Annotated in this window: 16 protein-coding genes and 1 pseudogene; 9 read left to right on the top strand and 8 right to left on the bottom strand. The window is 71.9% G+C overall.

Going from position 1 to position 23,001, the window contains the following annotated elements; translation table 11 throughout:
• Positions 1–2 precede the first annotated feature (2 nt).
• Complete coding sequence (locus ACFW3D_RS37965; RefSeq protein ID WP_500512502.1) at positions 3–260, top strand: hypothetical protein; 258 nt, start codon at positions 3–5, stop codon at positions 258–260.
• A gap of 12 nt (positions 261–272) precedes the next feature.
• On the opposite strand, the gene ACFW3D_RS37960 is transcribed toward ACFW3D_RS37965, so the two are convergent.
• Positions 273–1,370 (bottom strand): tellurite resistance/C4-dicarboxylate transporter family protein, encoded by a 1,098-nt coding sequence (locus tag ACFW3D_RS37960; RefSeq protein ID WP_500512500.1) that lies wholly within the window; start codon positions 1,368–1,370, stop codon positions 273–275.
• 53 nt (positions 1,371–1,423) lie between these two features.
• Positions 1,424–3,391, bottom strand: a complete 1,968-nt coding sequence (dxs, locus tag ACFW3D_RS37955) for a 1-deoxy-D-xylulose-5-phosphate synthase (protein ID WP_500512498.1) — start codon at positions 3,389–3,391, stop codon at positions 1,424–1,426.
• A gap of 308 nt (positions 3,392–3,699) precedes the next feature.
• On the opposite strand from dxs, the gene ACFW3D_RS37950 reads away from it, so the two are divergent.
• Positions 3,700–4,071: a MarR family transcriptional regulator gene (locus tag ACFW3D_RS37950; RefSeq protein ID WP_500512496.1), complete on the top strand. Its 372-nt coding sequence runs from the start codon at positions 3,700–3,702 to the stop codon at positions 4,069–4,071.
• A 5-nt stretch (positions 4,072–4,076) separates the two neighbouring features.
• Here ACFW3D_RS37950 and ACFW3D_RS37945 read toward each other — a convergent pair.
• The 4 genes and pseudogenes from ACFW3D_RS37945 to ACFW3D_RS37930 all read right to left on the bottom strand — a co-directional run bounded on the left by ACFW3D_RS37945 (position 4,077) and on the right by ACFW3D_RS37930 (position 11,761).
• Positions 4,077–5,629: pseudogene (locus tag ACFW3D_RS37945) on the bottom strand (CoA-acylating methylmalonate-semialdehyde dehydrogenase).
• A 292-nt stretch (positions 5,630–5,921) separates the two neighbouring features.
• On the bottom strand, positions 5,922–9,158 hold the full coding sequence (locus ACFW3D_RS37940; protein WP_500512494.1) for a S8 family serine peptidase: 3,237 nt from the start codon (positions 9,156–9,158) through the stop codon (positions 5,922–5,924).
• 601 nt (positions 9,159–9,759) lie between these two features.
• Positions 9,760–11,202 carry an NADP-dependent phosphogluconate dehydrogenase gene (gene gnd, locus ACFW3D_RS37935; protein ID WP_500512492.1) on the bottom strand — a complete coding sequence of 481 codons (1,443 nt, stop codon included), beginning with the start codon at positions 11,200–11,202 and terminating at the stop codon, positions 9,760–9,762.
• Positions 11,203–11,338: 136 nt separating this feature from the next.
• Positions 11,339–11,761, bottom strand: coding sequence for a hypothetical protein (locus ACFW3D_RS37930; RefSeq protein ID WP_500512490.1), 423 nt, complete (start codon positions 11,759–11,761; stop codon positions 11,339–11,341).
• A 626-nt stretch (positions 11,762–12,387) separates the two neighbouring features.
• Here ACFW3D_RS37930 and ACFW3D_RS37925 point away from each other — a divergent pair.
• The 7 genes from ACFW3D_RS37925 (at position 12,388) to ACFW3D_RS37895 (ending at position 18,623) form a co-directional block, all read left to right on the top strand.
• A complete protein-coding gene (locus ACFW3D_RS37925) occupies positions 12,388–13,686 on the top strand; it encodes an epoxide hydrolase family protein (protein ID WP_500512488.1) in 1,299 nt (432 codons plus the stop codon).
• Positions 13,687–13,814: 128 nt separating this feature from the next.
• A complete protein-coding gene (locus ACFW3D_RS37920) occupies positions 13,815–14,579 on the top strand; it encodes an SDR family NAD(P)-dependent oxidoreductase (RefSeq protein WP_500512486.1) in 765 nt (254 codons plus the stop codon).
• 199 nt (positions 14,580–14,778) lie between these two features.
• Positions 14,779–15,186: a YciI family protein gene (locus ACFW3D_RS37915; protein ID WP_500512484.1), complete on the top strand. Its 408-nt coding sequence runs from the start codon at positions 14,779–14,781 to the stop codon at positions 15,184–15,186.
• Between the two features lie 8 nt (positions 15,187–15,194).
• The gene (locus ACFW3D_RS37910) at positions 15,195–16,340 is read left to right on the top strand and encodes an RNA polymerase sigma factor (protein ID WP_500512514.1); all 1,146 of its coding nucleotides are present in this window, start codon (positions 15,195–15,197) and stop codon (positions 16,338–16,340) included.
• 551 nt (positions 16,341–16,891) lie between these two features.
• Complete coding sequence (locus ACFW3D_RS37905) at positions 16,892–17,089, top strand: hypothetical protein (protein ID WP_500512482.1); 198 nt, start codon at positions 16,892–16,894, stop codon at positions 17,087–17,089.
• 257 nt (positions 17,090–17,346) lie between these two features.
• The gene (locus ACFW3D_RS37900; protein WP_500512480.1) at positions 17,347–17,904 is read left to right on the top strand and encodes a hypothetical protein; all 558 of its coding nucleotides are present in this window, start codon (positions 17,347–17,349) and stop codon (positions 17,902–17,904) included.
• A complete protein-coding gene (locus ACFW3D_RS37895) occupies positions 17,877–18,623 on the top strand; it encodes an oxygenase MpaB family protein (RefSeq protein ID WP_500512478.1) in 747 nt (248 codons plus the stop codon). Before ACFW3D_RS37900 ends, ACFW3D_RS37895 begins: the two co-directional genes overlap by 28 nt.
• A gap of 139 nt (positions 18,624–18,762) precedes the next feature.
• On the opposite strand, the gene rph is transcribed toward ACFW3D_RS37895, so the two are convergent.
• Positions 18,763–21,369: a rifamycin-inactivating phosphotransferase gene (rph, locus tag ACFW3D_RS37890; protein WP_500512476.1), complete on the bottom strand. Its 2,607-nt coding sequence runs from the start codon at positions 21,367–21,369 to the stop codon at positions 18,763–18,765.
• Between the two features lie 276 nt (positions 21,370–21,645).
• Entirely contained in the window at positions 21,646–22,779 is a 1,134-nt protein-coding gene (locus ACFW3D_RS37885) for a WxL protein peptidoglycan domain-containing protein (protein ID WP_500512474.1), read from the bottom strand.
• Positions 22,780–23,001: the final 222 nt, after the last annotated feature.

Below are 23,001 nucleotides of genomic sequence, written 5' to 3'. Positions count from 1 at the left end.
CCATGCGCGACTGGGCCGGAGGAACGTCCTTGGCCACCGGTCTCGCCGTCCTGGGCGCGGTGCAGATCCTCAACACCGGCCTGGCCGTCGAGCTCGGCGTCATCGCCGCCCTGGGCGGACTCGCGGGCCTGCTGCGCTGCCTCCTCTTCGGCAATCACGGACACTGGCCGGTGCACGTGGGCGCCGTCGTGGCGGGGACAGCGGGAGTGGTCATGAGCTTCGCGCTGCCGGTGGGGTACCTGCCGTGGCTGCGCGTCTGACGGGCCCCGGGTTCAGCCGGTGCGTGACGCAACGGCCCGGAGCCTGGCGGCCGTCATGGCGGCGGCCACAACGACCCAGAACCCCGCGGCGATCCAGACCTCCCAGCGTCCCACGTTCGTCATCCACGCCGTGCCGGTCGCATGTCCCAGTTCGTGCGTGGTGACGGCGTACATGCCGACCGGGAAGACGAGGTTCCACCAGCCGAGCTCGTAGCGCAGCGGAACGCGGCGCACCGCGTGCCGCCAGACGCCCAGGGCGAGCAGGAGCGGGATGAGCCAGCTGGAGAACGACCAGAGGACGACGGACGACCCGACGAGGAGCGGGCGCGACAACAAGGTGCTGCCCGACGGCAGTGCCAGCAGCCGCACGGCGGCGAGCACGGCGATCGCCGCCGCCCCCATGAAGATCCAGACGGACGTCATGAGGCCCTCCGGCCGGACCGGCCGGGCGAGCAGCCTGGCCAGGACGATGGCCGCGGTCAGCAGGTACTGCATCAGTCCGACGGACCAGCACACCACCGCGAGCACGGGCAGGGCGTGGCCCGGGGTCACCCGGGCCAGCGAGGCCGCCGCGACCGCCACCGACAGGGAACCCACCGCCCACAGGAACCAGGTTCCGTTCACCTGGTCGAACGAGGGGCCCCGCTTCAAGGTGGTGATGAGCGCGACGGGGATTCCGTAGTCCAGCACCACCCACCCCAGGGTCCCGAACGCCAGGAACGCCGCCGCGAAGGCGGTGTGGCCGTCCGACACGAGGCGCGCGGCCAGCACGTTGGCGGAGATGGCGAGGGTGAGGAAGGCGAAGGCGCGCGGCCCGAGGAGGTCCGCGACGAACCGTTCGCGGTGCCGCAGCAGCCGCCGGCCGTAGGCGGGCAGCAGGACCGCGAACCCGGCCAGTGCCACCCACAGCAGCGCGGCGGAGGCGGTGCCGGCGCCGTTGACGTACAGGGCGGTGGAGACGATGCCGGTACCCATGACGAACGCGAGGGCGCCCGCGTTGAGGTCGGCCACCGCGGCGGACACGGCCGCGCGGGGTCCGGGCGGCCGGGACGGGGAATCAGTACCCCCGAGCGTCCGCTCGGCGGTCCTGCGGCAGATGATCTTGGCCATGACGCACCCTCCGACCGCTCTCGCGGTAGCAATATTTTACCGGCGTGTGCATTTCACTGCCGTTCGGCCCCGGAGGCGGTCAGGGGGCCGGCGGGCAGCGCGGGCACGGCAGGCTGTGCCAGTGCCCGGGTGACGGTGTCGGCCACGGCCCGCGCGGTCAGACCCGCTTCCGCGAGGATCTCGGCACGGCCGGCCTGCCGGGGGAACCCGTCGGCCACTCCCAGGACGCGCACCGGGGTACGGACGCCGGCCTCCTGCAGGGCGTGGACCACCGCGGTGCCCACTCCCCCGGTGCGCAGGCCGTCCTCGACCGTGACGACCAGGGCGTGATCGGCTGCGAGGGCGATCAGTTCACCGGGCAGCGGTTTGACCCACAGCGGGTCCACCACGGTGATCTCCACCCCGCGCCCGGCACAGAGTGCCGCCGCATCGAGGGCGACCGGGGCCATCGTCCCGACGGCGATCAGCAGCACGGCGTCCGCGCCGGGCGCCGCCTCCCGCAGGACGTCGACCGCACCGGCACGAGCGGCCGCCGCGATCTCCGGGCCGACCGCGCCCCGCGGGTACCGCAGCACCGTCGGCGCGTCGTTGATCGAAACGGCCTGCCGCAACCGCTCCCGCAGCGTGCGCGCGTCCCGGGGAGCGGCGATGCGCAGGCCGGGGACGGCCTGGAGCATCGCCAGGTCCCACAGCCCGTTGTGACTGGGGCCGTCGTCACCGGTGACCCCGGACCGGTCGAGTACGAGGGTCGCACCGAGACGGTGCAGCGCGAGGTCCATCAGCACCTGGTCGAGTGCGCGGTTCAGGAAGGTGCCGTACAGGGCGATCACCGGGTGCAGTCCCGACATGGCCATCCCGGCGGCCGAGGCGAGCGCGTGCTGCTCGGCGATCCCGACGTCGAAGAAGCGTGCCGGGTACCGTGCCGCGAAGTCGTTCAGACCGACCGAGCCGGGCATGGCCGCGGTGATCGCCACGACTTCCGGGTGCGCGTCCGCCAGTTCCACCAGTTCCCGGCCGAACGCCGCCGACCACGTCGTGCCGGAAGGCCGCAGAGGGCGTCCCGTCCGCGGGTCGATGACTCCGATGCCGTGCAGGTGGTCCTCCTCGTCCTGCTCGGCGGGCGCGTACCCGAGCCCCTTGCGCGTGATGCAGTGGACGACGACGGGCGCGCCATGGGACTTGGCCTGCTCCAGGGCCGCTTCCAGGGCGCCGATGTCGTGACCGTCGACGGGCCCGAGATAGTGCAGTCCCAGCGCGGAGAACAGCGAGTGCGGCGCCACGGCCTCCGCGGAGTCCTCCCCGAGGCCCGCCCTCAGCCCCTCCTTGATGCCCTCCTTGGCCGCGTGCAGGGTGCGGTGCAGCGCCCGCCCCGGCGTCCCGGCACCGCCGAGGGCCTGCTTGCCCCAGCCCGCCAGGCGCTCGTAGCCGGCGTGGGCGCGCAGGGCCGCCAGGTGCCGGGCGAGTCCGCCCACGGTCGGCGCGTACGAACGGCCGTTGTCGTTGAGGACGATCACCACGGGCCGGTGGGGTGCCTCCGCGATGTTGTTGAGGGCCTCCCAGGCCGGCCCGCCGGTGAGCGCGCCGTCGCCGACGACGGCGACGATGTGCCGGTCCGTCCTCCCCGTGAGCTGTTCCGCCTTGGCCATGCCGTCGGCGTACGACAGGGCCGCCGAGGCGTGCGAGTGCTCGATGTGGTCGTGCGCGGACTCCTCCCGGCTGGGATAACCGGAGAGACCGCCGCGCTGCCGCAGACCGGTGAACTCACCGGCCCGCCCGGTCACGATCTTGTGGACGTACGCCTGGTGCCCGACGTCCCACAGCAGCCGGTCACGCGGGGAGTCGAAGACCCGGTGCAGCGCCAGGGTCAGCTCCACGACGCCGAGGTTGGGCCCCAGATGGCCTCCCGTGGCCGCGACGTGCCGGATCAGGAACTCGCGGATCTCCCCGGCGAGCCGGACCAGCTCCGGATGGCTCAGACCCCTCAGGTCCGCGGGCTGGTCGATCCGTGCCAGCAGGCTCATGCCGCTGCTCCTCCTCGATGCTGCGTGCCGTCGGCGGACGCGCGCTAGGCGGCCCGCGTCGCCGCATTGACGACCGTAGTTCGGGACGGGGACGGGGACGGACGGCCCACCGTGCCACCTCCGCCTCACATCAGGACATCGGCCGGGCGGACGTCCCCGCGGGCCGGGGAGCCCCGCGCGCGGGCGACGCGGTGTCCCGATCCGAGGGCATCATGGCCCCCCGGCCCGCCATCGGCCCTGTCGGTGATTCCGCTGAAGTCCGTGCGGCCGCGCGCTCGCGGCCACACGGACCCACCCAGGGAAGAGACATGACCGACCGCGATCCGGCGAACACCGAACGGCAGCCACCACCAGCTGTCGTGTCCAGCCTGGCCCTGCTCCACGGCGAGCTGCGGGCACGGCACCGTCTGTCGTTCCACGACTACCTCGTCCTCGGTGCCCTCGCCGGAGCCGGTGAACGGACGATGCCCGTGATCCGGCTGACGGCGCTCCTCCGGGAACCCGGGACCCGGACGACCGCGGTCCTCAAGGGCCTGGAGGCCGCCGGACTGATCGAGCGCCATCGCCGGGACAGGGATCGCAGGAGGGTCGAGGTGACCCTCACCGAGGCCGGACGCGCCAGGTTCGCCGACGCCGAGAGGACCGCGCAGGAGCGGCTGCGCGGGCATCTCCTTCCATGACCGGTTCACGCCCGGCGGCCGCGCGGACGAGGTACGAGGCCGCCGCGGTCGGCGGGACGCGGGAAGCCCGCGTCCCTCAACCGGCCGTCACCTCGGCCGGGTCCGGCCAGCGGGTCGTGATGACCTTGCCGCGCGTGTAGAAGTGCACGGCTTCGCCGCCGTACATGCGGTGGTCGCCGAAGGCCGAGTCCTTCCAGCCGCCGAAGGAGTGGTGGCCCACCGGCACCGGCATCGGCACGTTCACGCCCACCATGCCGGTCTCCACCTCGAGTTGGAACCGGCGGGCCGCGCCGCCGTCGCGGGTGAAGATCGAGCTCGCGTTGCCGAACGGCGAACCGTTGATGATGCGCACGGCCTCCTCGTAGGTCTCCGCCCGGAGCACGCACAGGACGGGGCCGAAGATCTCGTTCCGGTAGACGTCCGAGTCGGTGCGGACGTTGTCGAGGAGCGAGATGCCCATCCAGTGCCCGTTCTCGAGGCCCTCGACGGTGAAGTCCCTGCCGTCGAGCACCACATCGGCTCCCTGGGCGGCCGCGCCCGCGACGTACTCCGCGACCTCGTCGCGGTGCGCCCTGGTGACGAGCGGGCCCATCTCGGACGCCGGGTCGTCGCCCGGGCCGATCTTGACCTTCGTCGCCCGCTCGGCGATCCGGGGCACCAGTGCGTCGCCCGCCGGGCCGACCGCGACCACCACCGAGACCGCCATGCAGCGCTGGCCGGCGGAGCCGTAGGCGGCGGTCACGGCGGCCTCGGCGGCGGCGTCGAGGTCGGCATCGGGGAGTACCAGCATGTGGTTCTTCGCGCCACCGAGGGCCTGCACGCGCTTGCCGGTCGCGGCCGCCCTGCGGTAGACGTGCCGGGCGACCGGCGTGGAGCCGACGAAGGACACGGCCGCCACGTCCGGGTGGTCGAGGAGCGCGTTCACCGCGGCCTCGTCACCGTGCACGATGTTGAGCACGCCGTCGGGCACACCGGCCTCGGCCGCCAGCTCGGCGAGGAGCACGGACGCGGACGGGGCCTTGCTGCTCGGCTTGTGGACGAAGGTGTTCCCGCAGGCGATCGCCATCGGGAACATCCACATGCCGATCATCGCGGGGAAGTTGAACGGCGAGATGCCGACGACCACGCCGAGCGGCTGCCGGACCGACGCCACGTCGGTCAGGCTCGCCACCTCCGTGGACGTCTCGCCCTTGAGGGCCGTGCCCAGCCCGCAGGCCAGCTCGACGATCTCCAGGCCCCGGGCCACCTCGCCCAGCGCGTCCGCGTGGACCTTGCCCTGCTCGGCGGTGATCAGCGCGGCGAGGTCGTCCCGGTGCGCGTCCAGCAGCTCGCGGTAGCGGAAGAGGATCGCCGTCCGCCGCGCGAGCGAGGACGTGTGCCAGCCGGCGTAGGCCTCCTTGGCCGCGGCGACCGCGGCGTCGACCTCGTCGGCGCCGGCCATCGCGACCCGGGTGGTGACCTCTCCGGTCGCCGGATCGGTCACGGCGCCCCAGGTCCCGGAGGCGCCTGCGGCGCCCCCGAACGGCTTGCCACCGATCCAGTGGGTGACGGTCTTCATCAGCGGTGTTCCTCCAGGTGCGGCGGTGGCGTTGACTGCAGTCGGATGATCCGCGGCCCCCGTAACCGGGGGGGCGATACTGCTGACATCGAAGTTACGTCTCCGGTCCGCCCGTTCGGGCCCTGCGGAGCCTCGCGGCCCGATGTGCCCGGCTCCTGTCCGGAACTGTCGTGGGGTGGATCACGCTGACGCGTTGCGCCGCCGGCGCGTCGCCGGGCTCCGCCGACCCGGACCGGCCCGCGGGACGGTTGTCCCGCGGGCCGGTCAGCGGCCGTGTGGGCCGCGGGGCCCGCTACTCGATCAGGTAGGCCTTGAGCACGGTCTGCTTGAAGGAGTTGCCCGCGGCGTCCTCGACGAAGGTGCGCAGCGACACCGAACCCCCCGAGGAGTGCTTCGGGTGGGACACCTCGACGGTGCGGTGCAGGCCGGAACCCCGGACCTCGGCGCGCCGCCAGGTCCTGCCCTCGTCGTAGGAGACCTCGACGGTGAACTTCCGGACGGCCGGCTCCGGGGCTCCCGCCTCACGCTGGATGCGGGCGGGGATCTCCAGCGTGCTGCCGGCCTCGGCCCGGTTCCACGCGTCGAGCTCCGGGGACATGCGGACCGCGTACAGCGGCAGCGGCTGGGGCCGCTCGGTGCGGGCGGAGCGGAACCGCCATTCGGCGGATGTGCTGGTCGAGATGTCACTGAGGCCGGGGTCCCGGTCGTAGCCGGCCTTCAGCAGGTAGTCCGCGGGGGCCGGGTCGTCCGGGACCGTGATGTCCGTGAAGGGGTAGTCGGAGACCACCTCGCCGTTGCGCCGCAGCTCGCCCCGGAGGACCCCGGTCTCGCTGCCGACGAGGGTGTCCAGGTTTCCGTTGGCGCCGATGTGCATCATCAGGTCCATGCGGTTGCCCTCGCGCCGGTTCTGCGCCGCACCCGGGATGATGCCGAACGCCTGGACCGCTCCGTTCCAGCGCTCCTGTGCGGTGGTGTGCGCCCGGTAGGCCCGGCGCTCCCCGATGTAGACCTGCCCCGGGACCTGTGTGCCGTCTCCCCCGAACCCCGGGCTCTGGTCGAAGCCGGGCTGCCATTCGAGGCCGTCGGACACCGAGAAGTAGTCGGTCCGCCGGGAGGGGACGGGAACCGAGGCGATCTTGTCGGTGGCCCAGTGCTGCCCTGCGACATAGGTGTCGAGCACACGCGTCGCCGTGGTCCCGGCCCGTGCCGCCGCGAACGTGGTGTCCACCTTCGCCAGGTCCGAGGTGCGCGGGTCGTAGCCCGGGACCTCGGGGATGCCGCCGACGACCGACCGGGTGAGGTGGTAGGTGACGGGAGTGCGGGTGCGGTCCGCCGGCGTCTCCCAGTTGGTGGCGAGGACGTACGCGAACCCGGTGTACCCGGTCTTCGCCGTCGGCAGGGCGTAGACGTCGTCCAGGTGCGCGCGTCCGATCGCGCCCGGCAGCTCGACGCCCGTGTTCACACCCCTGCTGACGGTTCCGACGCTCGCCCGGGTGATGCGCAAGGAGGACCGGGGAGCCGTGGCGGTGACCTTCTTCGCCTTGCGGGCGTCGAAGGTGACGGTGGTGTCGTCGAGCACGGCGACGCGCGGGAGGCCCACGACGGTGGTCTGCGTCCTCGACGGATCGCCGGAGGCCGAGTCGAAGATCACCCCCGCGACCGACCAAGTGCCGCGGGGGACACGGACCTTGCCGGTACCGTCGGCGGCGATCTCCACCGGACGGACCGTGGCCTGCTTGCTGTCGAGCGTGTCGACCGAGACCGCCGCGGAGGTCGGCGTGCGGCCGGTGCGGCCGATGACCTTGAAGCCCAGGTCGTACATGGGCTCCTCGATGTCCATGCCGATGGGGGTCCGGACCGAAACCGCGCCGTCCGGGCCGACCGCCCTCACCGCACCGCTGAACGACTTGTAGAGCGTGCCCGCGGCGTCGGGGGTGCCGGTCAGCGTGACCGTCCGCGAGCCGCGAGCGGGAACGGTCACCTGGTCGGCGCTCAGCCGGAAGAGGCCCTCCGGGGCCGCGGCGTAACCGTCGTAGGAGACGTCGGCCGACAGGTCGAGGGTGACCGGCTCACTGCCGGGGTTGCGGTACGTGATGGTCTTGGACACCGGGGGCCGGCCCGCGTTGCTCCAGCGGATCCGCTTGAAGTCCAGCCCGCCGGGCTCGGCGCTGACGGACTGGCTCGACGCGCGGTCGACGTCGACCCGGCCCGCGCCCTGCCAGTAGGCGCCTCGTTCGAGGCCGCCGACCGTCGTGCTCATCAGCTGGGTCTTGATCTGCTCCGGCGTCCAGTCGGGGTGCTCCTGGAACAGGATGGCCGCCGCTCCGGCCACGTGCGGCGAGGCGACGCCGGTGCCGCTGTCGTAGATGTAGTAGTCGCCCGGGCCGGTACCGCCCGCCGAGGCGGCCAGGACGTTGGCTCCGGGGGCGACGATGTCGGGCTTCAGGCCCCAGTCGCCGATGCGCGGGCCCTTCGCCGAGCCGCCTATGCGGTCCTCGTCGAGAAAGGTGCCGCCGACGGCCAGCGCCGCATCCGCCGAGGCCGGCGAGGCGAGGCTCTGGAGGGTGTCGCCGAATCCGGAGGCCGCCACGACCAGGGTGCCGTACTTCTCGCTCACCGACGCGACCGCGGCCTCCAGCGCGTCCTGTCCGGGGGTGTCGATGTCGTACGGGCTGAGGCTGATCACCTTCGCGCCGCGCTGGGCGGCCCACTCCATGCCCGCGACGATCCCGGAGTTGGGGCAGTCACCGTCGGCGTAGCAGACCTTGCCGACCATCAGTTCGACCCCGGGAGCCACGCCCTTGTGCAGCCCGTCCGACGCGGCCCCGGAGCCCGCGATGATCGAGGCGCGGTGCGTGCCGAAGCCGTTGTGGTCCGCCATGTCCGGGTCGGTGGTGAAGTTCGCCGTCTCGGCCACCACACCCTTCAGGTCCGGATGGTTCGGGTCGTAACCGCCGTCCAGGATCGCCACTTTGACGCCCTTTCCGGTGTAGCCCCTCGCCCAGGCCCGAGGGGCGCCGATGTGCGCCACCGACTGGTCCAGCCTCTTGCCGGCCCCTCGGCTCCCGCTGTGCGACAGCGAGCGGTCCCGGGGAAGCCTGGCCGTGCCGTCCAGCCATACGTGGCGGATCCCCGCGCCGAGCGTCCGGGCACCCGCCGCAGCCGGGGCAAGTTCCTTCCAGAACTCGCCTGCCTCGCCCGGGCGTTGGGTGACGGCGACGAACGCGGTCCCCGGGATCGAGTGGACCTTCCCGGCGCCCGCCATCGCGTGCCGTGCCTGAGCGGCACGCGCGTCACCGGTGTACTCCACGATCAACGGGAGCCCGGACGTGCCGGTCCGCTTCTGCTTGAGCAGGGCCGGGACGTTGAACAGGCGTCGGTCCAGCCGTTCGGCCGCGACCAGCGGCAGCGCGTCGGCAGGAGTGACGCTCCACCCGTCCGCGCCCTTGTGCTTGGCGAACGCTACGTGCTCCCGGCCTGCGGCCGGCGTGACGGCGATGCCCTGGTCGCCCGACGGGGTCTCCGTCACAGTGACCCGGTCGCCCGTGATCAGGGTGAGTTCGTGGGAAGCGAAATGGACGGCCTGGCCCGGAGCCGTCGCACCGGACCGAGCCGGCCCCTGTGCTGAAGCGGGGTCCGTCACGGCGAGCGCTATGAGCGCAGCCGCCAGCGCCCCTGCGCCGGCGCATCGCCGGCCGGAAGAAGAGGAAATCATTGCCGGTTGATAACAGGGCCGCGGATTGTTGGGCAACAATTCACCGCACAGTCAATAAAGGGCCGCCGTTGAGTATTTTGTTGCTCTTCACGCGATTTCGGTACGCCGCCACGGGACCCGGAACCGCGTCCCGGCACATCACGTCCCCGCTCTCACGGAGGTACGTTTCCCCAGGTCAGAGCCACGCACCTCGGGCAAATCGACGGACGGCCCGAACGTGCGCAGGAACTCGGCCAAACGCCGGACAACCCTCCAGCCCGTTTCGCGTCGTCCCCTTGACGTAAAAGTGCCATGTCCACACCTCGCCACGTCCGAATTCCCGCGAACGGGAGAAACAACAGCGCAATAGGTGCCCGGGCACGGGCGGAGGACGGCCGGCGGCAGCCACCCGTATCCGCCGTCCGGGCCTTGGTGTTCAGCGGACGGACTGCTCGGTGCGGTCGGTGTCCCAGCGGGTGTGGTAGGTGCCGGGGCGGTCGGTGCGGTGGTAGGTGTGGGCGCCGAAGTAGTCGCGTTGCGCCTGGGTGAGGGCGGCGGGCAGGCGCGGGGTGCGGAGGGTGTCGTAGTGGGCCAGGGCGGCGGCGAAGGCGGGGGCGGGGACGCCGTCGCGGGTGGCGTGGGACACGGCCAGACGCCAGGGCAGTTGGGCGTCGCCGACTTCCCTGGCGAAGCCGGGGTCGGCCAGCAGGCTGGGCAGGGTGGGGTCGGTGGTGTAGGCGTCGCGGACGCGGTCGAGGAAGGCGGCGCGGATGATGCAGCCGGCCCGCCAGACCGCGGCGACGGCGGCGAGGTCGGTGTTCCAGCCGTAGGTGTCGGCGGCGGCCTGGATCTGGTGGAGGCCCTGGGTGTAGGCGATGACCTTGGAGGCGTACAGGGCCTGTTCGACCTGGTCGGTGAAGCGGGCGGCGTCGCGTGCGCCGAGGAGGGTGGGGGCGGGGCCGGGCAGGGCGGCGCCGGTGGCGCGCAGAGCGCTGTGACCGGACAGGGAACGGGCGAAGACCGCCTCGGCGATGCCGGATACAGGGATCCCCAGGTCGAGGGCGGTCTGCACGGTCCAGCGCCCGGTGCCCTTCTGCTCGGCGGCGTCGGCGATGACGTCGACGAAGGGCAGGCCGGTGTCGGCGTCGTGGTGGGCAAGGACTTCGGCGGTGATCTCGATGAGGTAGGAGTTCAGGCGGCCGGTGTTCCACCGGCGGAAGACCTCGGCGATCCGCGCCGGACTCCATCCGGTGGCATGGCGCAGGAGGTGGTAGGCCTCGGCGATGAGTTGCATGTCGGCGTACTCGATGCCGTTGTGGACCATTTTGACGAAGTGGCCGGCGCCGTCGGGGCCGAGATGGGCGACGGCGCGGGTGCCGTCGGGGGTGACGGCGGCGATGTCGTTCAGGACGGGGGCCAGGAGCTGGTAGGCCTCCTGGGAGCCACCGGGCATGATGCTGGGGCCGTTCAGGGCGCCTTCCTCGCCGCCGGAGATGCCGGTGCCCAGGAAGTGGATGCGGCGCTCGTGCAGGGCGGTTTCGCGGCGGCGGGTGTCGGCGAAGTGGGCGTTGCCGCCGTCGACGATGACGTCGCCGGGGTCGAGCAGCGGCGCGTACTCGGCGATCACGTCGTCGGTGGCCCGGCCGGCCTGCACCATGACGATCAGGCGCCGGGGCCGCTGCAGCGCGGCGACCATCTCCTTCGCGGACTCCGCGGCGATGAAGGTGCCCTCGTGGCCGAAGTCGTCGACCAGGGCCCGGGTCCGGGCGGGTGTGCGGTTGTGAACAGCCACGGTGTAGCCGTGACGGGCGAGGTTACGGGCGAGGTTGCGGCCCATCACGGCGAGGCCTGTGACGCCGATCTGTGCTGTGGGAGGCATTGGTCGTCCTTCGATCTGATCGGGGCGGGCGTTCCGGGGTCGGGTGACGGGCCGTCACGGCCCGCCGCTGACCGGCTACGTGTCAGCGGCGGCCGAAGCGCGGACCCCGGGACCGGAGCTGGACTTGTCGCCGGTTTCAGGCGGCTTGCCGCGGCGGGAGGAAGGCGCCGGCGGTCTCCGGGTCGGGCCACGGCGTGACGGTCTCGCCGGCGACGAGCCAGCCGTAGGCGCCGCCTCGCTTCAGGCGCAGCTCGTAGAGGAAGGGGGCAGCGGTGTCGCTCATGCGGCGGTAGAGGAGCGCGGTCGCGTGCTCGCCCTGGTCCTCGGCGTGCAGGATCCTGTACTCGGTGGACAGGGGCGCCTCGCCTGCGCTGCCCCGGGCGGCGAACTCCGCGAAGACCGCCTTGCGGGGAGCGGCCGCGATGGCACCTTCCTGGGTGGGGAAGAGGATCGCCATGTCGTCCGTGTAGAGCTTCTCCATGGCGTCCATGCGGTAGTTGCTCCCGTCGTGCACGACCCGGGAGATGAACTCCTGCATTTCGGTGGTGATTGCGCTCATGGCTGTTCTCCTTCTGCTTGGTGTTGAGGTGCGCCGGCGCTCGCTCGGGCGAGGAACCGGCGGGCGGTGGTGCCGCAAGGGGCGTCCCAGCCAACACGTTGTGTGCGGCGGGAGGGCGCAGAGCGGAATCCGGCCCGTGTTCGCACCTTGGGCCTTCCGCGGTACGGCGAGAAACGAATGTTCGACGTACGCCGAACAAGCTAACACGATCGGCTTTGCCGCGAGCGTGACGGTGCTCTCATTGCAGAAAGCACACGGTGTCACGCGAGGTTTCGGACCGTGGCGCGTGACTCATGCCACCTTCACGGAAGGCCTCGGCCGGCGCATCCGCGATGTACGGTCGCCAACATAGTTCGATGACTGCCGAACATGCTTACGCAGGCGAAGGTCCTCGTACGGCGAACGGCAGCCCGGTCGGCCCCGGCGGCGCCCAGCAGCACGCGACTCGGACGGATTCCGGGCGGCGCAGGCCGGTCAACGGCCAAAAATACGGATACGCGGCTGCCTGGTGCTGATCCCCCGTGGCGGCGAAAATCGCCGATTTCGCTTCGCCAAGGACGCGCATCAAGTCCGACACGCCGGAAAATCCGGTGACATCGAAAGACAATGATCGGAGTGAACAACGCATGACGAGCCGAGCGAGCAATCTGAGCCGCAGACGACTGCTGCACGCCATGGGCGCGCTGGGTGCGGGAACGGCCGCGGCGGCGCTGACATCAGGGGCCGCCGAAGCCGCCACCGGAACGGGCGCCGCGGCCGTGGGCCTGTCCATGCCGGCGGCGGGGAACGGGGCGGTCGTGCCCATGAGGCTGCACGTGCCGGAGCGCATGCTGCAGGACCTCCGGCGGCGGCTGGAGACGACCCGGTGGCCGGCCCAGGAGCTCGTGGACGACTGGTCGCAGGGAGCACCGCTGTGGCGGGTCAAGCGGCTCGTGGACCACTGGCAGCGGCACTACGACTGGCGCAGGGTGGAGGCGCTGCTGAATGGATTCGGCCAGTACCGGACCGTGATCGACGGTGTCGGCATCCATTTCCTGCACGCCCGGTCACCCCATCGCGACGCGTTGCCCATCATGCTCACGCACGGCTGGCCGGGCTCGGTCCTGGAATTCCGCAAGGTGATCCGGCGCCTGACGCATCCGACCGAGTTCGGCGGATCCGCCCGGGACGCCTTCCACGTGGTCACCCCGTCACTGCCGGGGTTCGGTTTCTCCGACCAGCCGGACGAACTGGGCTGGGGCCGCGTGAGGACGGCAAAGGCCTGGGCCAAGATCATGCCCCGCCTCGGGTACGACCACTACATCTCCCAGGGAGGGGACTGGGGTGCTGCGGTCAATGTCCAGCTGGGGGTGCTGCGCCCCAAGGGGCTGCTGGGAATCCACCTGAACTTCCCGCAGATCGTTCCTCCCCATCTCGACATGAACCACCTGACCCCTGAGGAGCAGGTTGCCATGAGCCAGCTGAACGCCCAGCAGAGGAATGAGATCGGGTACCAGCTCGAGATGATGACCAGGCCCCAGACCGTGTCCTATTCGCTGGCCGATTCCCCCGTCGGCCAGGCCGCATGGATCTACGAGAAATTCGGCGTCTGGACCGACAGTGACAAGAATCCGGAGTCGGTCCTCACCATGGACGAAATGCTGGACGACATCACCCTCTACTGGCTGACGAACACAGCAGAATCCGCCGCACGCTTCTACTGGGAGAACTCGGACATCACCATGAACGCCGTCAGGATCGACATACCCATGGGCGTCACACTGTTCCCCAAGGAGTTCTACACGCCGCCGCGCGCCTGGGCCGAGAAGGCGTTCCCCAACCTCGTCTACTGGAACAAGGCGAGCAGGGGCGGCCACTTCGCGGCGTTCGAACAGCCGAAGATCTTCGCGGAGGAGGTGCGCAGGTTCGGCCGGCTGTTCCGCTGACGGCCCACCGCGCTCCAGGACGGGGGCCGCGCCCCACGGAAGTCCGTGCCCAGTCCCACCTTTCAGGTCACAGCGTTTGCCCATGTTATGTTCGTAGTTCGTCGAACATCGAAGATTGGAGATCACTCATGCCCAGCACCACGAATCTGCCCTTCTCCGGCCACGTCGCGATCGTCACCGGAGCGGGGTCCGGCATCGGCCGCGCGACATCGCTCGCCCTGGCGAACGCGGGGGCGAACGTACTCGGCGTCGGCCGCCGCAGGGACGCCCTGGAGGAAACGGCGAAGGCGCACCCGAACATCGAGGTCCTGTCCGTGAACCTCGTCGACAACGGCGCTCCCGCCCGGGTCGTCGACGCCGCGGTGGAGCGCTGGGGACGGCTGGACGTGCTGGTGAACAACGCCGGCGGCACGGCCGTCATGCCTCTGGCCGAGGCGGACAGGCGGGTGATCGCCGACCTGTTCGACCTCAATGTGGTGGTCCCGAGCATGCTCGCCCACGAAGCCCTGCCGCACCTGCGCGCGTCCTCGGGCAGCATCGTCAACGTGTCCAGCACCTACGGACACCGCCCCATGGCCGGCGGATCCCACTACTCGGCCACCAAGGCCGCGATCGAGCAGATGACCCGCAGCTGGGCCCTCGAACTCGCCGCGGAAGGGATCCGCGTCAACGCCGTCGCCCCCGGCCCCACCAGGACCGACGTCATGCTCGCCGCGGGCCTCACCCCCGAGGCGGTCAACGACATGTACGCCTACGAGCGGGACCGCATCCCCACCCACCGCATCGCGGACGTCGACGACATCGCCCACTGGATCCTGCGCATGGCCGAGCCCGCGGGACGCCAGGCCACCGGCCAGATCATCACCGTCGACGGCGGCCTCGAACTCATCTGACGCCGCTCCTTCACGGTTCGGGCGGAGTCCCGCAGGGCCTCGAAGGCCCCGGGGGCTGTGGCCGTCGACGGCTGCCCGGGGCCGTCCAGGGAACGGCTTCGGAGAATTCCAGGGCGGTGATGTCGAGAACCGCCGGCCGGCTCCGTCCCCGTGGCGAAGGCGGCCACAATGGGTCGCACCGGCACCGAGGAGAACCACGATGGCCAAGTACCTGCTGCTCAAGCACTACCGCGGCGCACCGGCCGCGGTGAACGACGTACCGATGGACCAGTGGACGCCCCAGGAGATCACCGACCACGTCCAGTACATGCAGGACTTCGCCGCCCGCCTCGAGAAGACCGGCGAGTTCGTCGACGGCCAGGCCCTCGCCCCCGAAGGCACCTGGGTCCGCCACGACGGCCACGGCCGCCCCCCGGTCACCGACGGCCCCTTCGCCGAGACCAAGGACCTCATCGCCGGCTGGATGATCATCGACGTCGACACCCACCAACGCGCCCTCGAACTCGCCGGAGAACTCTCCGCCGCCCCCGGCGCCGGCGGAAAGCCCATCCACGAATGGCTCGAGCTCCGCCCCTTCCTCACCACCCCACCCACCATCACCGAATGACCACCCCCATGGACGAGGCCCGGCTCCGCGGCCTCACCCCCGGTGTGCTCGCCGTCCTCGTCCGCCGCGGAGCCGACTTCGCGGCGGCCGAGGACGCCGTGCAGGACGCGCTGGTCGAGGCGGTCCGCGTCTGGCCGGCCGACCCGCCGCGGGACCCGAAGGGCTGGCTGGTGACCGTGGCCTGGCGCCGGTTCCTGGACGCGACGCGGTCGGACACCGCCCGCCGCCGGCGCGAGGACCTCCTCGACCAGGAACCGGCCCCAGGGCCCGCCCCCTCGGCGGACGACACGCTCCGACTGTACTTCCTGTGCGCCCACCCGTCGCTGACGCCGTCGTCCGCGGTCGCGCTCACGCTGCGCGCCGTGGGCGGGCTGACCACCCGCCAGATCGCCCAGGCCTACCTGGTGCCCGAGGCGACCATGGCGCAGCGCATCAGCCGGGCCAAGCGCACCGTCTCCGGAGTACGGTTCGACCAGCCGGGCGACGTCGCCACCGTGCTGCGCGTCCTCTACCTGGTCTTCAACGAGGGCTACTCCGGCGACGTCGACCTCGCGGCCGAGGCCATCCGCCTCACCCGCCAACTCGCGGACGCGATCGACCACCCCGAGGTGGCGGGCCTGCTCGCCCTCATGCTGCTCCACCACGCCCGGCGGGCCGCACGGACCGCGGCCGACGGGAGCCTTGTGCCGCTCGCCGAGCAGGACCGCGGCCGGTGGGACACCGCGGCCATCGCCGAGGGCGTCGGGATCCTGCAGGCGGCACTCGCCCGCGACCTGCTGGGCGAGTTCCAGGCCCAGGCCGCCGTCGCGGCGCTGCACGCCGACGCGCCCACCGCCGAGGAGACCGACTGGGTGCAGATCGTCGAGTGGTACGACGAGTTGGCACGCCTGACCGACAGCCCGGTCGTCCGCCTCAACCGCGCGGTCGCCGTCGGCGAGGCCGACGGACCGCGCGCCGGCCTGGCGGCGCTCGCGGCCCTGGACGACTCGCTGCCCCGGTACACCGCGGTCGCGGCGTACCTCCACGAGCGCGACGGGGACCTCACGACGGCGGCACGGCTGTACGCCGAGGCGGCACGAAAGGCGTCCAACCTGGCCGAGCGCGACCACCTGACCCGCCAGGCCGCCCGGCTCAACTCCCGCCGCAGGCCCTGAGGGGCCCGCCTGGGCCGGCGTGGGCACCGGACGCGTGCCGTGCGGGATGCGTGCCGGATCGGTCGCCCCGAGGACTCGTGCAGCGGACCGGCACCGTCATGGACGCCGGAGGCAACCTTCTGCGCGCACCCGACTTGACGGCGATGCCGCACCGAGGACGGCAGGATCGACCGGCCCACGCAGTGCTTCCCCGCCCCCGGGAAGTTCACCGGGGCCTGGGGCAACCAACCTCGGAACAAGGGCGTTGCGCGGGGCCGCCGGGCATCGGGGCCGAGTCGGGATGAAACTCGGCCGACATGGGCGCACTCTGGAAACAGGCCCCGTTTCGCACGTGCCGGATGGGCCCTCGGGACGGGGCTGTGGTCGCCGGCCGCTGCCGCGCAATTCGGGTCGCGGCCGGGCCACCCACGGGAGCCCGGGTCCCCTCGCGTACCGAGGGGCGGTGTGCCGGCCGGCTCCGGACGCCACGGAAGGTCTCTTCGGCATCTCGGAGTTGGTCCGGCACCCGGCGACCGTGCAGCGTACCGATCGTGCACGGAAGGAAACGCATCATGAGTCGCAGGACACTGATCGCCGCCGTGGCCGCTGCCGCCGCTCTGGCCGGAACCGGAGGCGCCGCGACGAGCGCCGTCGCCGCCGACCACCCACAGAGCACCGTCTCCGTGGTCGCCGATGACGGAGACGGCGATGACGGCGATGACGGCGGCGATGACGGCGGCGACGACGGTTACGGTGACTCCCGCAGCTGACGGCTCGGGCGGCACCGCACATCCGTCGAGTCCCCTCCCGGCCGGCGCCACCACTGGCCCGGCCTCAGGGGTCCCGTCGCCACCCGCGGGTCCCCGCCGCCGCTCCACGGCGGCGAGGACCCGTTCGTCGAGCGGAGCGGGAGGTGAAGCGGCCGGGGTGGAGTAGGGTCTTCGCCGGGTCGACCGGGCCCCGGCGGTTCCCGTGGCAGTAGGGGGCCGGGTGGTGCACCGGACCACACCGCAGCGAGGATCAGCCTTTGACCCCGTACTCCTTGGCGTTCTACATGGACGTCATCACCACCGGCACCGTGCTCGGGCTGGGCCCCGCGGATTCGCCCGACCGCGTCACCGCGGCACTGGGGCCGGACTTCGCCGAGAACGCCTTCGGCGACCTCAGCATGTGCCGTGACTACGGCCTCGCCGAGTTCTACTGGCTGCGCGACTCCGCCGACCGCCCCTGGACGGGCCACCACTTCAGCCTGCAGGTGCACCGGCTCGCGTTCCGGGACCGCACCCTCGTCAACGACGTGCTGCGCGCCCGTTACGGCAGATTCACTCCGCGGCTCCGGTTCGAAAAGCTGCGCCGCCTGCTGGAGCGGCGTGGCGTCCCCCTCCTGGAGATCCCGGAGATCCCGGCGAACGCCCCGTACTTCCGTACGTTCTGGCAGCCCGGATCGCTTGCGGCCGTCTCCGTCGTCGGCACCTACGACAGGTACAGCACGCCGGACGATCTGCGGGTCGGCGACGTGTACAAGGTCCACGCCCCGGTCTCCGCCGAGGAGGTGGAGTGGCGGAGGGCGCGCGGGAAGAGATGACGGACTCCGCCCCGCTCCGCGCCCGGGCGTCCGGCGAGGCCTCCTGGAGTGCGTACCAAGCCCTGACGCGCGCGTACCCGCGCACCTGGAAGCTCGGCCTCAACCTGGCCTTCTACCGGTGCTTCGCCGTGCCGTCCATCGCACGCGTGCTGACGTCCACCGGCCGCATCACCGGGGAGCCGCTGGTGCGCGCCAAGGCCACCGGGGCCGCGCTCTTCCAGGTTCTCGATGAAGGCCCCGACAGCGAGACCTCGCTTCGCGTCCTGGAGGGTCTGCGCCGTGTCCACGACGGACTGCCCGTCGACGAGGACGCGTTCGTCTACGTGCTCGGGCTGTTCTGCGTCCATCCGCTGCGGTTCATGGCCGCCTACGGGCCGCGCCGCCCCACGGCGGCCGAGGAGGAGTCGGCGCACGCCTTCCACCTGCTGCTCGGACGCCGGCTCGGCATCGGGACCGTCCCGGGCTCGTACCGCGAGTTCGCCGACGCCCAGGACGCCTACGAGGAGCGCCACTTCCGCGAGAGCCCCGATGGCCTGGCCCTGTGGGCAGCTTCCCGCCGGGTCTTCGCGGAACGGCTGCCGGGACCGTTCTCCGGGATCAGGCCGCTGCTCGCCGAGGCGTTGATGGGCACGGCCGCCCCCGCCCTGGGCATCCCCGACCGGCCCCGCACGCGGGCGGTGGCCGGGCGCCTGCTTCGCCGGTACCTGGACCGTGCCTGAAGCGGAAAGTGCCGTTGCGCCGCGACGACCGGACGCACTGCCGGGTCCGGTACGTCGCGGCGGCAGAGGCACTTTCCGCTTACTGCGCGGCGTCGTCCGGCGGGAGTCCGCGGTCAGGTCTTCCCGTCGACGCGGTCGGTCACCGCAGGATCTCGACGTACCCGTCGGTCCCGTGCACCCGGATCCGCTGCCCGTCCCGGATCAGCCGGGTGGCCTGATCCACGCCCACGACGGCCGGCAGACCGTACTCGCGGGCGATCACCGCGCCGTGGGTCATCAGGCCGCCCACCTCGGTCACCAGGCCCGCGATTCCGACGAAGAGCGGCGACCAGCTGGGGTCCGTGAAGCTCGTGATCAGGATGTCGCCCGCCTCGAGATCGGCGTCCGCCATGTCGAGGACGACACGGGCCCTTCCCTCGACGGTACCGGCGGAGACCGGTACGCCGACCAGGGCGCCGGCCGGTACGTCGTCGCGCCGGTACGCCCCGGTGAGGGCCTCGCCGTCGGAGGTCAGCACGCGGGGAGGCGTGAGTGCGCGGTACGACCGGAACGCCTCCTTGCGCCGCCGGATGAGCCCGTCGTCCACCCGGTTCGTCCGCACGGCGTCGTGGAACTCCTGGAACGTGAGGTGGAAGACGTCCTCCTCGTCGGGTAGCACGCCGGCCCGCACCAGGCGCCCGGCCTCCGCCAGCAGGGCCCGCTTGTAGACGAAGTAGCGGCTGACGATGCCGTACTTCGGGTACTCCCGGTACCCGATGAAGGTGCGGACCCGGTCGATCATCCGCTTGGTCTCGTCGGCCTTGCGGTCCCCGTCCGGCAGGGCGCGCAGGCGTGACAGCACGTCCTGTTCCTTCTGCTGCGCCTTCCGCCGTCCCTGCTCGAAGCGCCGCTCGGCCGCGCCCGGCCCGAAGTTCCGGACGTTGTCGAGGATCGCGGGCACGAGCGTGGTGGGGCGCTCCCGCCAGCGCGGCCTCGTGATGTCGATCTCGCCGACGCAGCGCATGCCGTACCGGTCGAGATAGCCCTCGATGGCGTCGCGCGCCTCGGTCCCGCCCGCGAGCTTCGGCAGTTCGTCCAGGAAGGCGGCGTCCTCGACGCTCCCGGCGTCCCGCAGGAACGCCACCACCTCCGGATGTGGTCGGATCACGTCCGCGACGTCGAGCAGCGCCAGCCCCATCTCCGACGTGATGTTGCCGGGAGCGGACAGCGTGAGCGTGTCAGCCGCGTTCTTCTCTCCCAGCCATTCCAGCAGCTTGTCGTTGAGCCACCACGTGGCCTCCATCCCCGCCATGATCACCTGCATGTTCAGCGGATCGCCGAGGACCCGCTTGTGCTCCTCGAAGGCCTCCCGCAGGAAGTCGAAGAGCGCCGGGCCGGTCTTCGTCCGGATGTCGCGCTCCAGGGCCGCGATGGACGCCTCGCTGCGCTCGATCAGCTCGGTGACGATGGCGGGATCGGTTTCGATCGGAGCCGGCGCAGCGCCGAACGGGGGCCCGCCGGGACCCGCGTCCGGGAGCGACGGCACGAAGTCGTCGCGGTCGAGGACGGTCTCCAGGGCGTCTCTGACCAGCGGATCGCCCTTCCCCATGACGTCCAGCAGGGCGGCGCGGCTCGCGGGCGAGGCCAGACGCCGGGTGGCGTCGACGAACAGCCTCCCGCCGGCCGCGTGCATCGGCGCCATGGCCGTCAGCTGCCACATGGACAGCCCCAGCGGCTTCATGGGGTCGGTCATCATCTGCTGGTGGCCGACGGAGACGTAGACGTGGTTCTCCTCGTCGCCCGCCTCGGGAATGGGGAACAGCGTCGTGATCGGCCGGCTCTGGACGATCCGGAAGTCGTCGCCGGCCAGGCACCATTCGATGTCCTGCGGGCGGCCGAAGTGCGCCTCGATCCGCCGCCCGAGGCGCACGAGCCGTACGACCTGCTCATCGGTCAGCGCCGGCTGCTCCTGCCGCCGCGCGTCGATCGCCACTTCCTGCGTGCCGCCGGCCGGCAGGGCCTGGACGGCACGCTGTTTGACGGCGATCGTCCTGGTGACCACCTCGCCGTCCCGCACCGTGAAGACGTCCGGGTTCACCAGGCCGGACACCAGGGCCTCGCCGAGGCCGAAGCCGGCGTCCACGGTGGCGACCTTCCGGTTGCCCGTGACGGGGTCGGCCGTGAACAGGATGCCGGCGGCGTCCGGGAACACCATCCGCTGCACGACCACGGCCATGTGGACCGTACGGTCGTCGATGCCGTTGCGCCGCCGGTAGGTGACGGCCCGCTCGGTGAACAGCGAGGCCCAGCACCGGCTGACGTGCCGGAGGACCGCCGTCGCCCCCACGACGTTCAGATACGTGTCCTGCTGACCGGCGAAGGAGGCCGTCGGCAGGTCCTCCGCCGTCGCGCTGGACCGGACGGCGTAGGCGGCCTGTTCGCCGAACCGGGCGAGCGCGCGGGTGATCGCCGCCGCGAGATCGTCCGGGATGGCGATCTCCTCGATGGTCCGGCGGATCCGCGCGCTGAGCGTGCGGATCGCCTCCCGGTCGTCCGGGTTCACGCGCGACAGCTCGTCGAGCCGGTCGTCGATCGACGGCGCCTCCGCCACGATCCGTCGGAAGGCGTCCGTCGTGACGCAGAAGCCGCCCGGCACTCGGACGCCCTCGATCGTCGACAGCCCGCCCAGGTGCGCGCCCTTGCCGCCGACGAGCGCGGCCTGCCCGCCGTCGGCCCCTTGGAGATCCACCACGTACTGCTCGATCACTGCTATCCCTCCGAGGCGGCCGTGCTCCCTCGCACCGCGCCTCCCACTTCGTCGAACCCCTTGCCCGGCGTCGGCTGACGATTGTGCGCCGTGACGGGGGCCTTGCGGCAAGCCCCCCGGTGCGCTATAAGTTGAGAGTGGCAAGGAGAGTCCTCTCCTTGCCTTTGTCGTTTGCCGTCCCCGCCGCGGAAGCAGAAGCTCTTCCCTTCGCCGGCCGGACCCGAACGCCCCCACACCCCCCGCCCATGGACACGGCGGCCGGTCTCCGCCCCCACCTCACGTCGCGGAGGGGTGTTCCTGGGGATCGTCCGCGCGCGTCCTCGAGGTGTCGAGGGCCTTGGCGACCGCGGCAGCGATGGCCTGCTCGACCTTGCGCCTGCGTCGCCCGCGCAGCAGGGTGTAGCCGCAGCCCGCCGCGGTGAGGGCGGCGAGCACGATGAGCTGGCCCCAGGGCCAGGCCCACAGGGAGCGGGAGGCGGTGACCTGGCCGGTACGGAAGGCGGGCTGGTCGTCGGAAGGGAGCGGCTGGATGACGACGTCGGTGTCCAGCCGTACGCCGGGCCAGATGCCGTTGACGGTGACGGTGCGGGTGAGGGAGCTGCCGGGCAGGACCTCGGGGAGGTCGGGGAGGCCGGCGTCCTGGCCGATCAGCCCGAAGAGGGCTTCGGTTCGCAGGAGTTGGCGGGCCTTCAGGCGGACGTTGCCGGTGTTCTCGACGGTGTACGTGACGCGCAGGCTGCCGCTGCCCGCCGGGTTGAGGGTGCCGTGGTAGGTGGCGTGCAGATCGCCGACCGTGAGCGAGGGGTTGAGCGGGCCGGTGACGCGCAGGTAGAGGCGGGAGCCGAGGCGGCGGTCGAGGCGGACGGTCTTGCCCTGGGCCCCGGTGATCAGTGAGGTCACGACGCCGCCGGAGTGGTCGCCGGGGGTGGCGTCGGCGGGGACGGTGAGCGTGAAGGGCACCGTCGCGGACTGCTGGCTCTTCAGCGTCAGGGTGGTGGACCTCATGGTGATCCACGACCCGACGTCGCTCGGCTTCTTGTCCGCGGTCAGCAAGTCGATGCCGCCGCTGGGGGTGGTGAAGGCGTCGCTGGCGTAGACCTTGAGCTTGATGGTGGTGTCGCTGCGGTTCACCACGGCCAGGCCGTCGGTGACGCGGGAGCCGGGGGCGAGGGTGTACGTGAAGCGGCTGCGTCCCTTGCCGACGGAGGTGTCGGCGGGTGCGGCGCCCCAGGAGATCGGGGTGTCGTCCGCCGGGCGGGTCGCCGTGGGCGCGGGCGTTGCCGTGGGCGCGGGCGTTGCCGTGGGCGTGGCCCTGGCGATCGCCGGGGTCCACAGGAGGGCGACGAGCGCCGCGAGCACGGCGGCGACGAGGTGGCGGGGTGAGATCGGGGTGGCGGATCTCCTGGTCATGGGTTCTCTCCGTCGTCGTGGGGCCGCCCGCCGTGCGGGGCGGGCCGGCGGCCGCACGCGGTGTTCTTCCGGCCCGGCACGGCCCCGTTGGTCCGGGGCCGCGCCGGGGTGTGGTGCGGGATCGCTGTCAGCTGAGTGCGGTGAGGGTGAGGGTGGTGGTGTAGGTGCCGGGGTCGGTGGTGGTGGGGAGGCGGAGGTCGAGGGCGGCGCCGAGGGTGCCGG

This window comes from Streptomyces sp. NPDC058864, from assembly GCF_042742985.1.
Taxonomy (GTDB): Bacteria; Actinomycetota; Actinomycetes; order Streptomycetales; family Streptomycetaceae; genus Actinacidiphila.
The sequence above is the reverse complement of the archived record's forward strand: the minus strand, read 5'-3'. Positions and strand labels throughout refer to the sequence as shown.

What these genes read in the sequence shown, in the direction of transcription:
- ACFW3D_RS37965 (WP_500512502.1), top strand. Translation starts at nt 3, where the DNA reads ATGCGCGACTGGGCCGGAGGAACGTCCTTGGCCACCGGTCTCGCCGTC.
- ACFW3D_RS37960 (WP_500512500.1), bottom strand. Translation starts at nt 1,370, where the DNA reads ATGGCCAAGATCATCTGCCGCAGGACCGCCGAGCGGACGCTCGGGGGT.
- dxs (WP_500512498.1), bottom strand. Translation starts at nt 3,391, where the DNA reads ATGAGCCTGCTGGCACGGATCGACCAGCCCGCGGACCTGAGGGGTCTG.
- ACFW3D_RS37950 (WP_500512496.1), top strand. Translation starts at nt 3,700, where the DNA reads ATGACCGACCGCGATCCGGCGAACACCGAACGGCAGCCACCACCAGCT.
- gnd (WP_500512492.1), bottom strand. Translation starts at nt 11,202, where the DNA reads ATGCCTCCCACAGCACAGATCGGCGTCACAGGCCTCGCCGTGATGGGC.
- ACFW3D_RS37930 (WP_500512490.1), bottom strand. Translation starts at nt 11,761, where the DNA reads ATGAGCGCAATCACCACCGAAATGCAGGAGTTCATCTCCCGGGTCGTG.
- ACFW3D_RS37925 (WP_500512488.1), top strand. Translation starts at nt 12,388, where the DNA reads ATGACGAGCCGAGCGAGCAATCTGAGCCGCAGACGACTGCTGCACGCC.
- ACFW3D_RS37920 (WP_500512486.1), top strand. Translation starts at nt 13,815, where the DNA reads ATGCCCAGCACCACGAATCTGCCCTTCTCCGGCCACGTCGCGATCGTC.
- ACFW3D_RS37915 (WP_500512484.1), top strand. Translation starts at nt 14,779, where the DNA reads ATGGCCAAGTACCTGCTGCTCAAGCACTACCGCGGCGCACCGGCCGCG.
- ACFW3D_RS37910 (WP_500512514.1), top strand. Translation starts at nt 15,195, where the DNA reads ATGGACGAGGCCCGGCTCCGCGGCCTCACCCCCGGTGTGCTCGCCGTC.
- ACFW3D_RS37905 (WP_500512482.1), top strand. Translation starts at nt 16,892, where the DNA reads ATGAGTCGCAGGACACTGATCGCCGCCGTGGCCGCTGCCGCCGCTCTG.
- ACFW3D_RS37885 (WP_500512474.1), bottom strand. Translation starts at nt 22,779, where the DNA reads ATGACCAGGAGATCCGCCACCCCGATCTCACCCCGCCACCTCGTCGCC.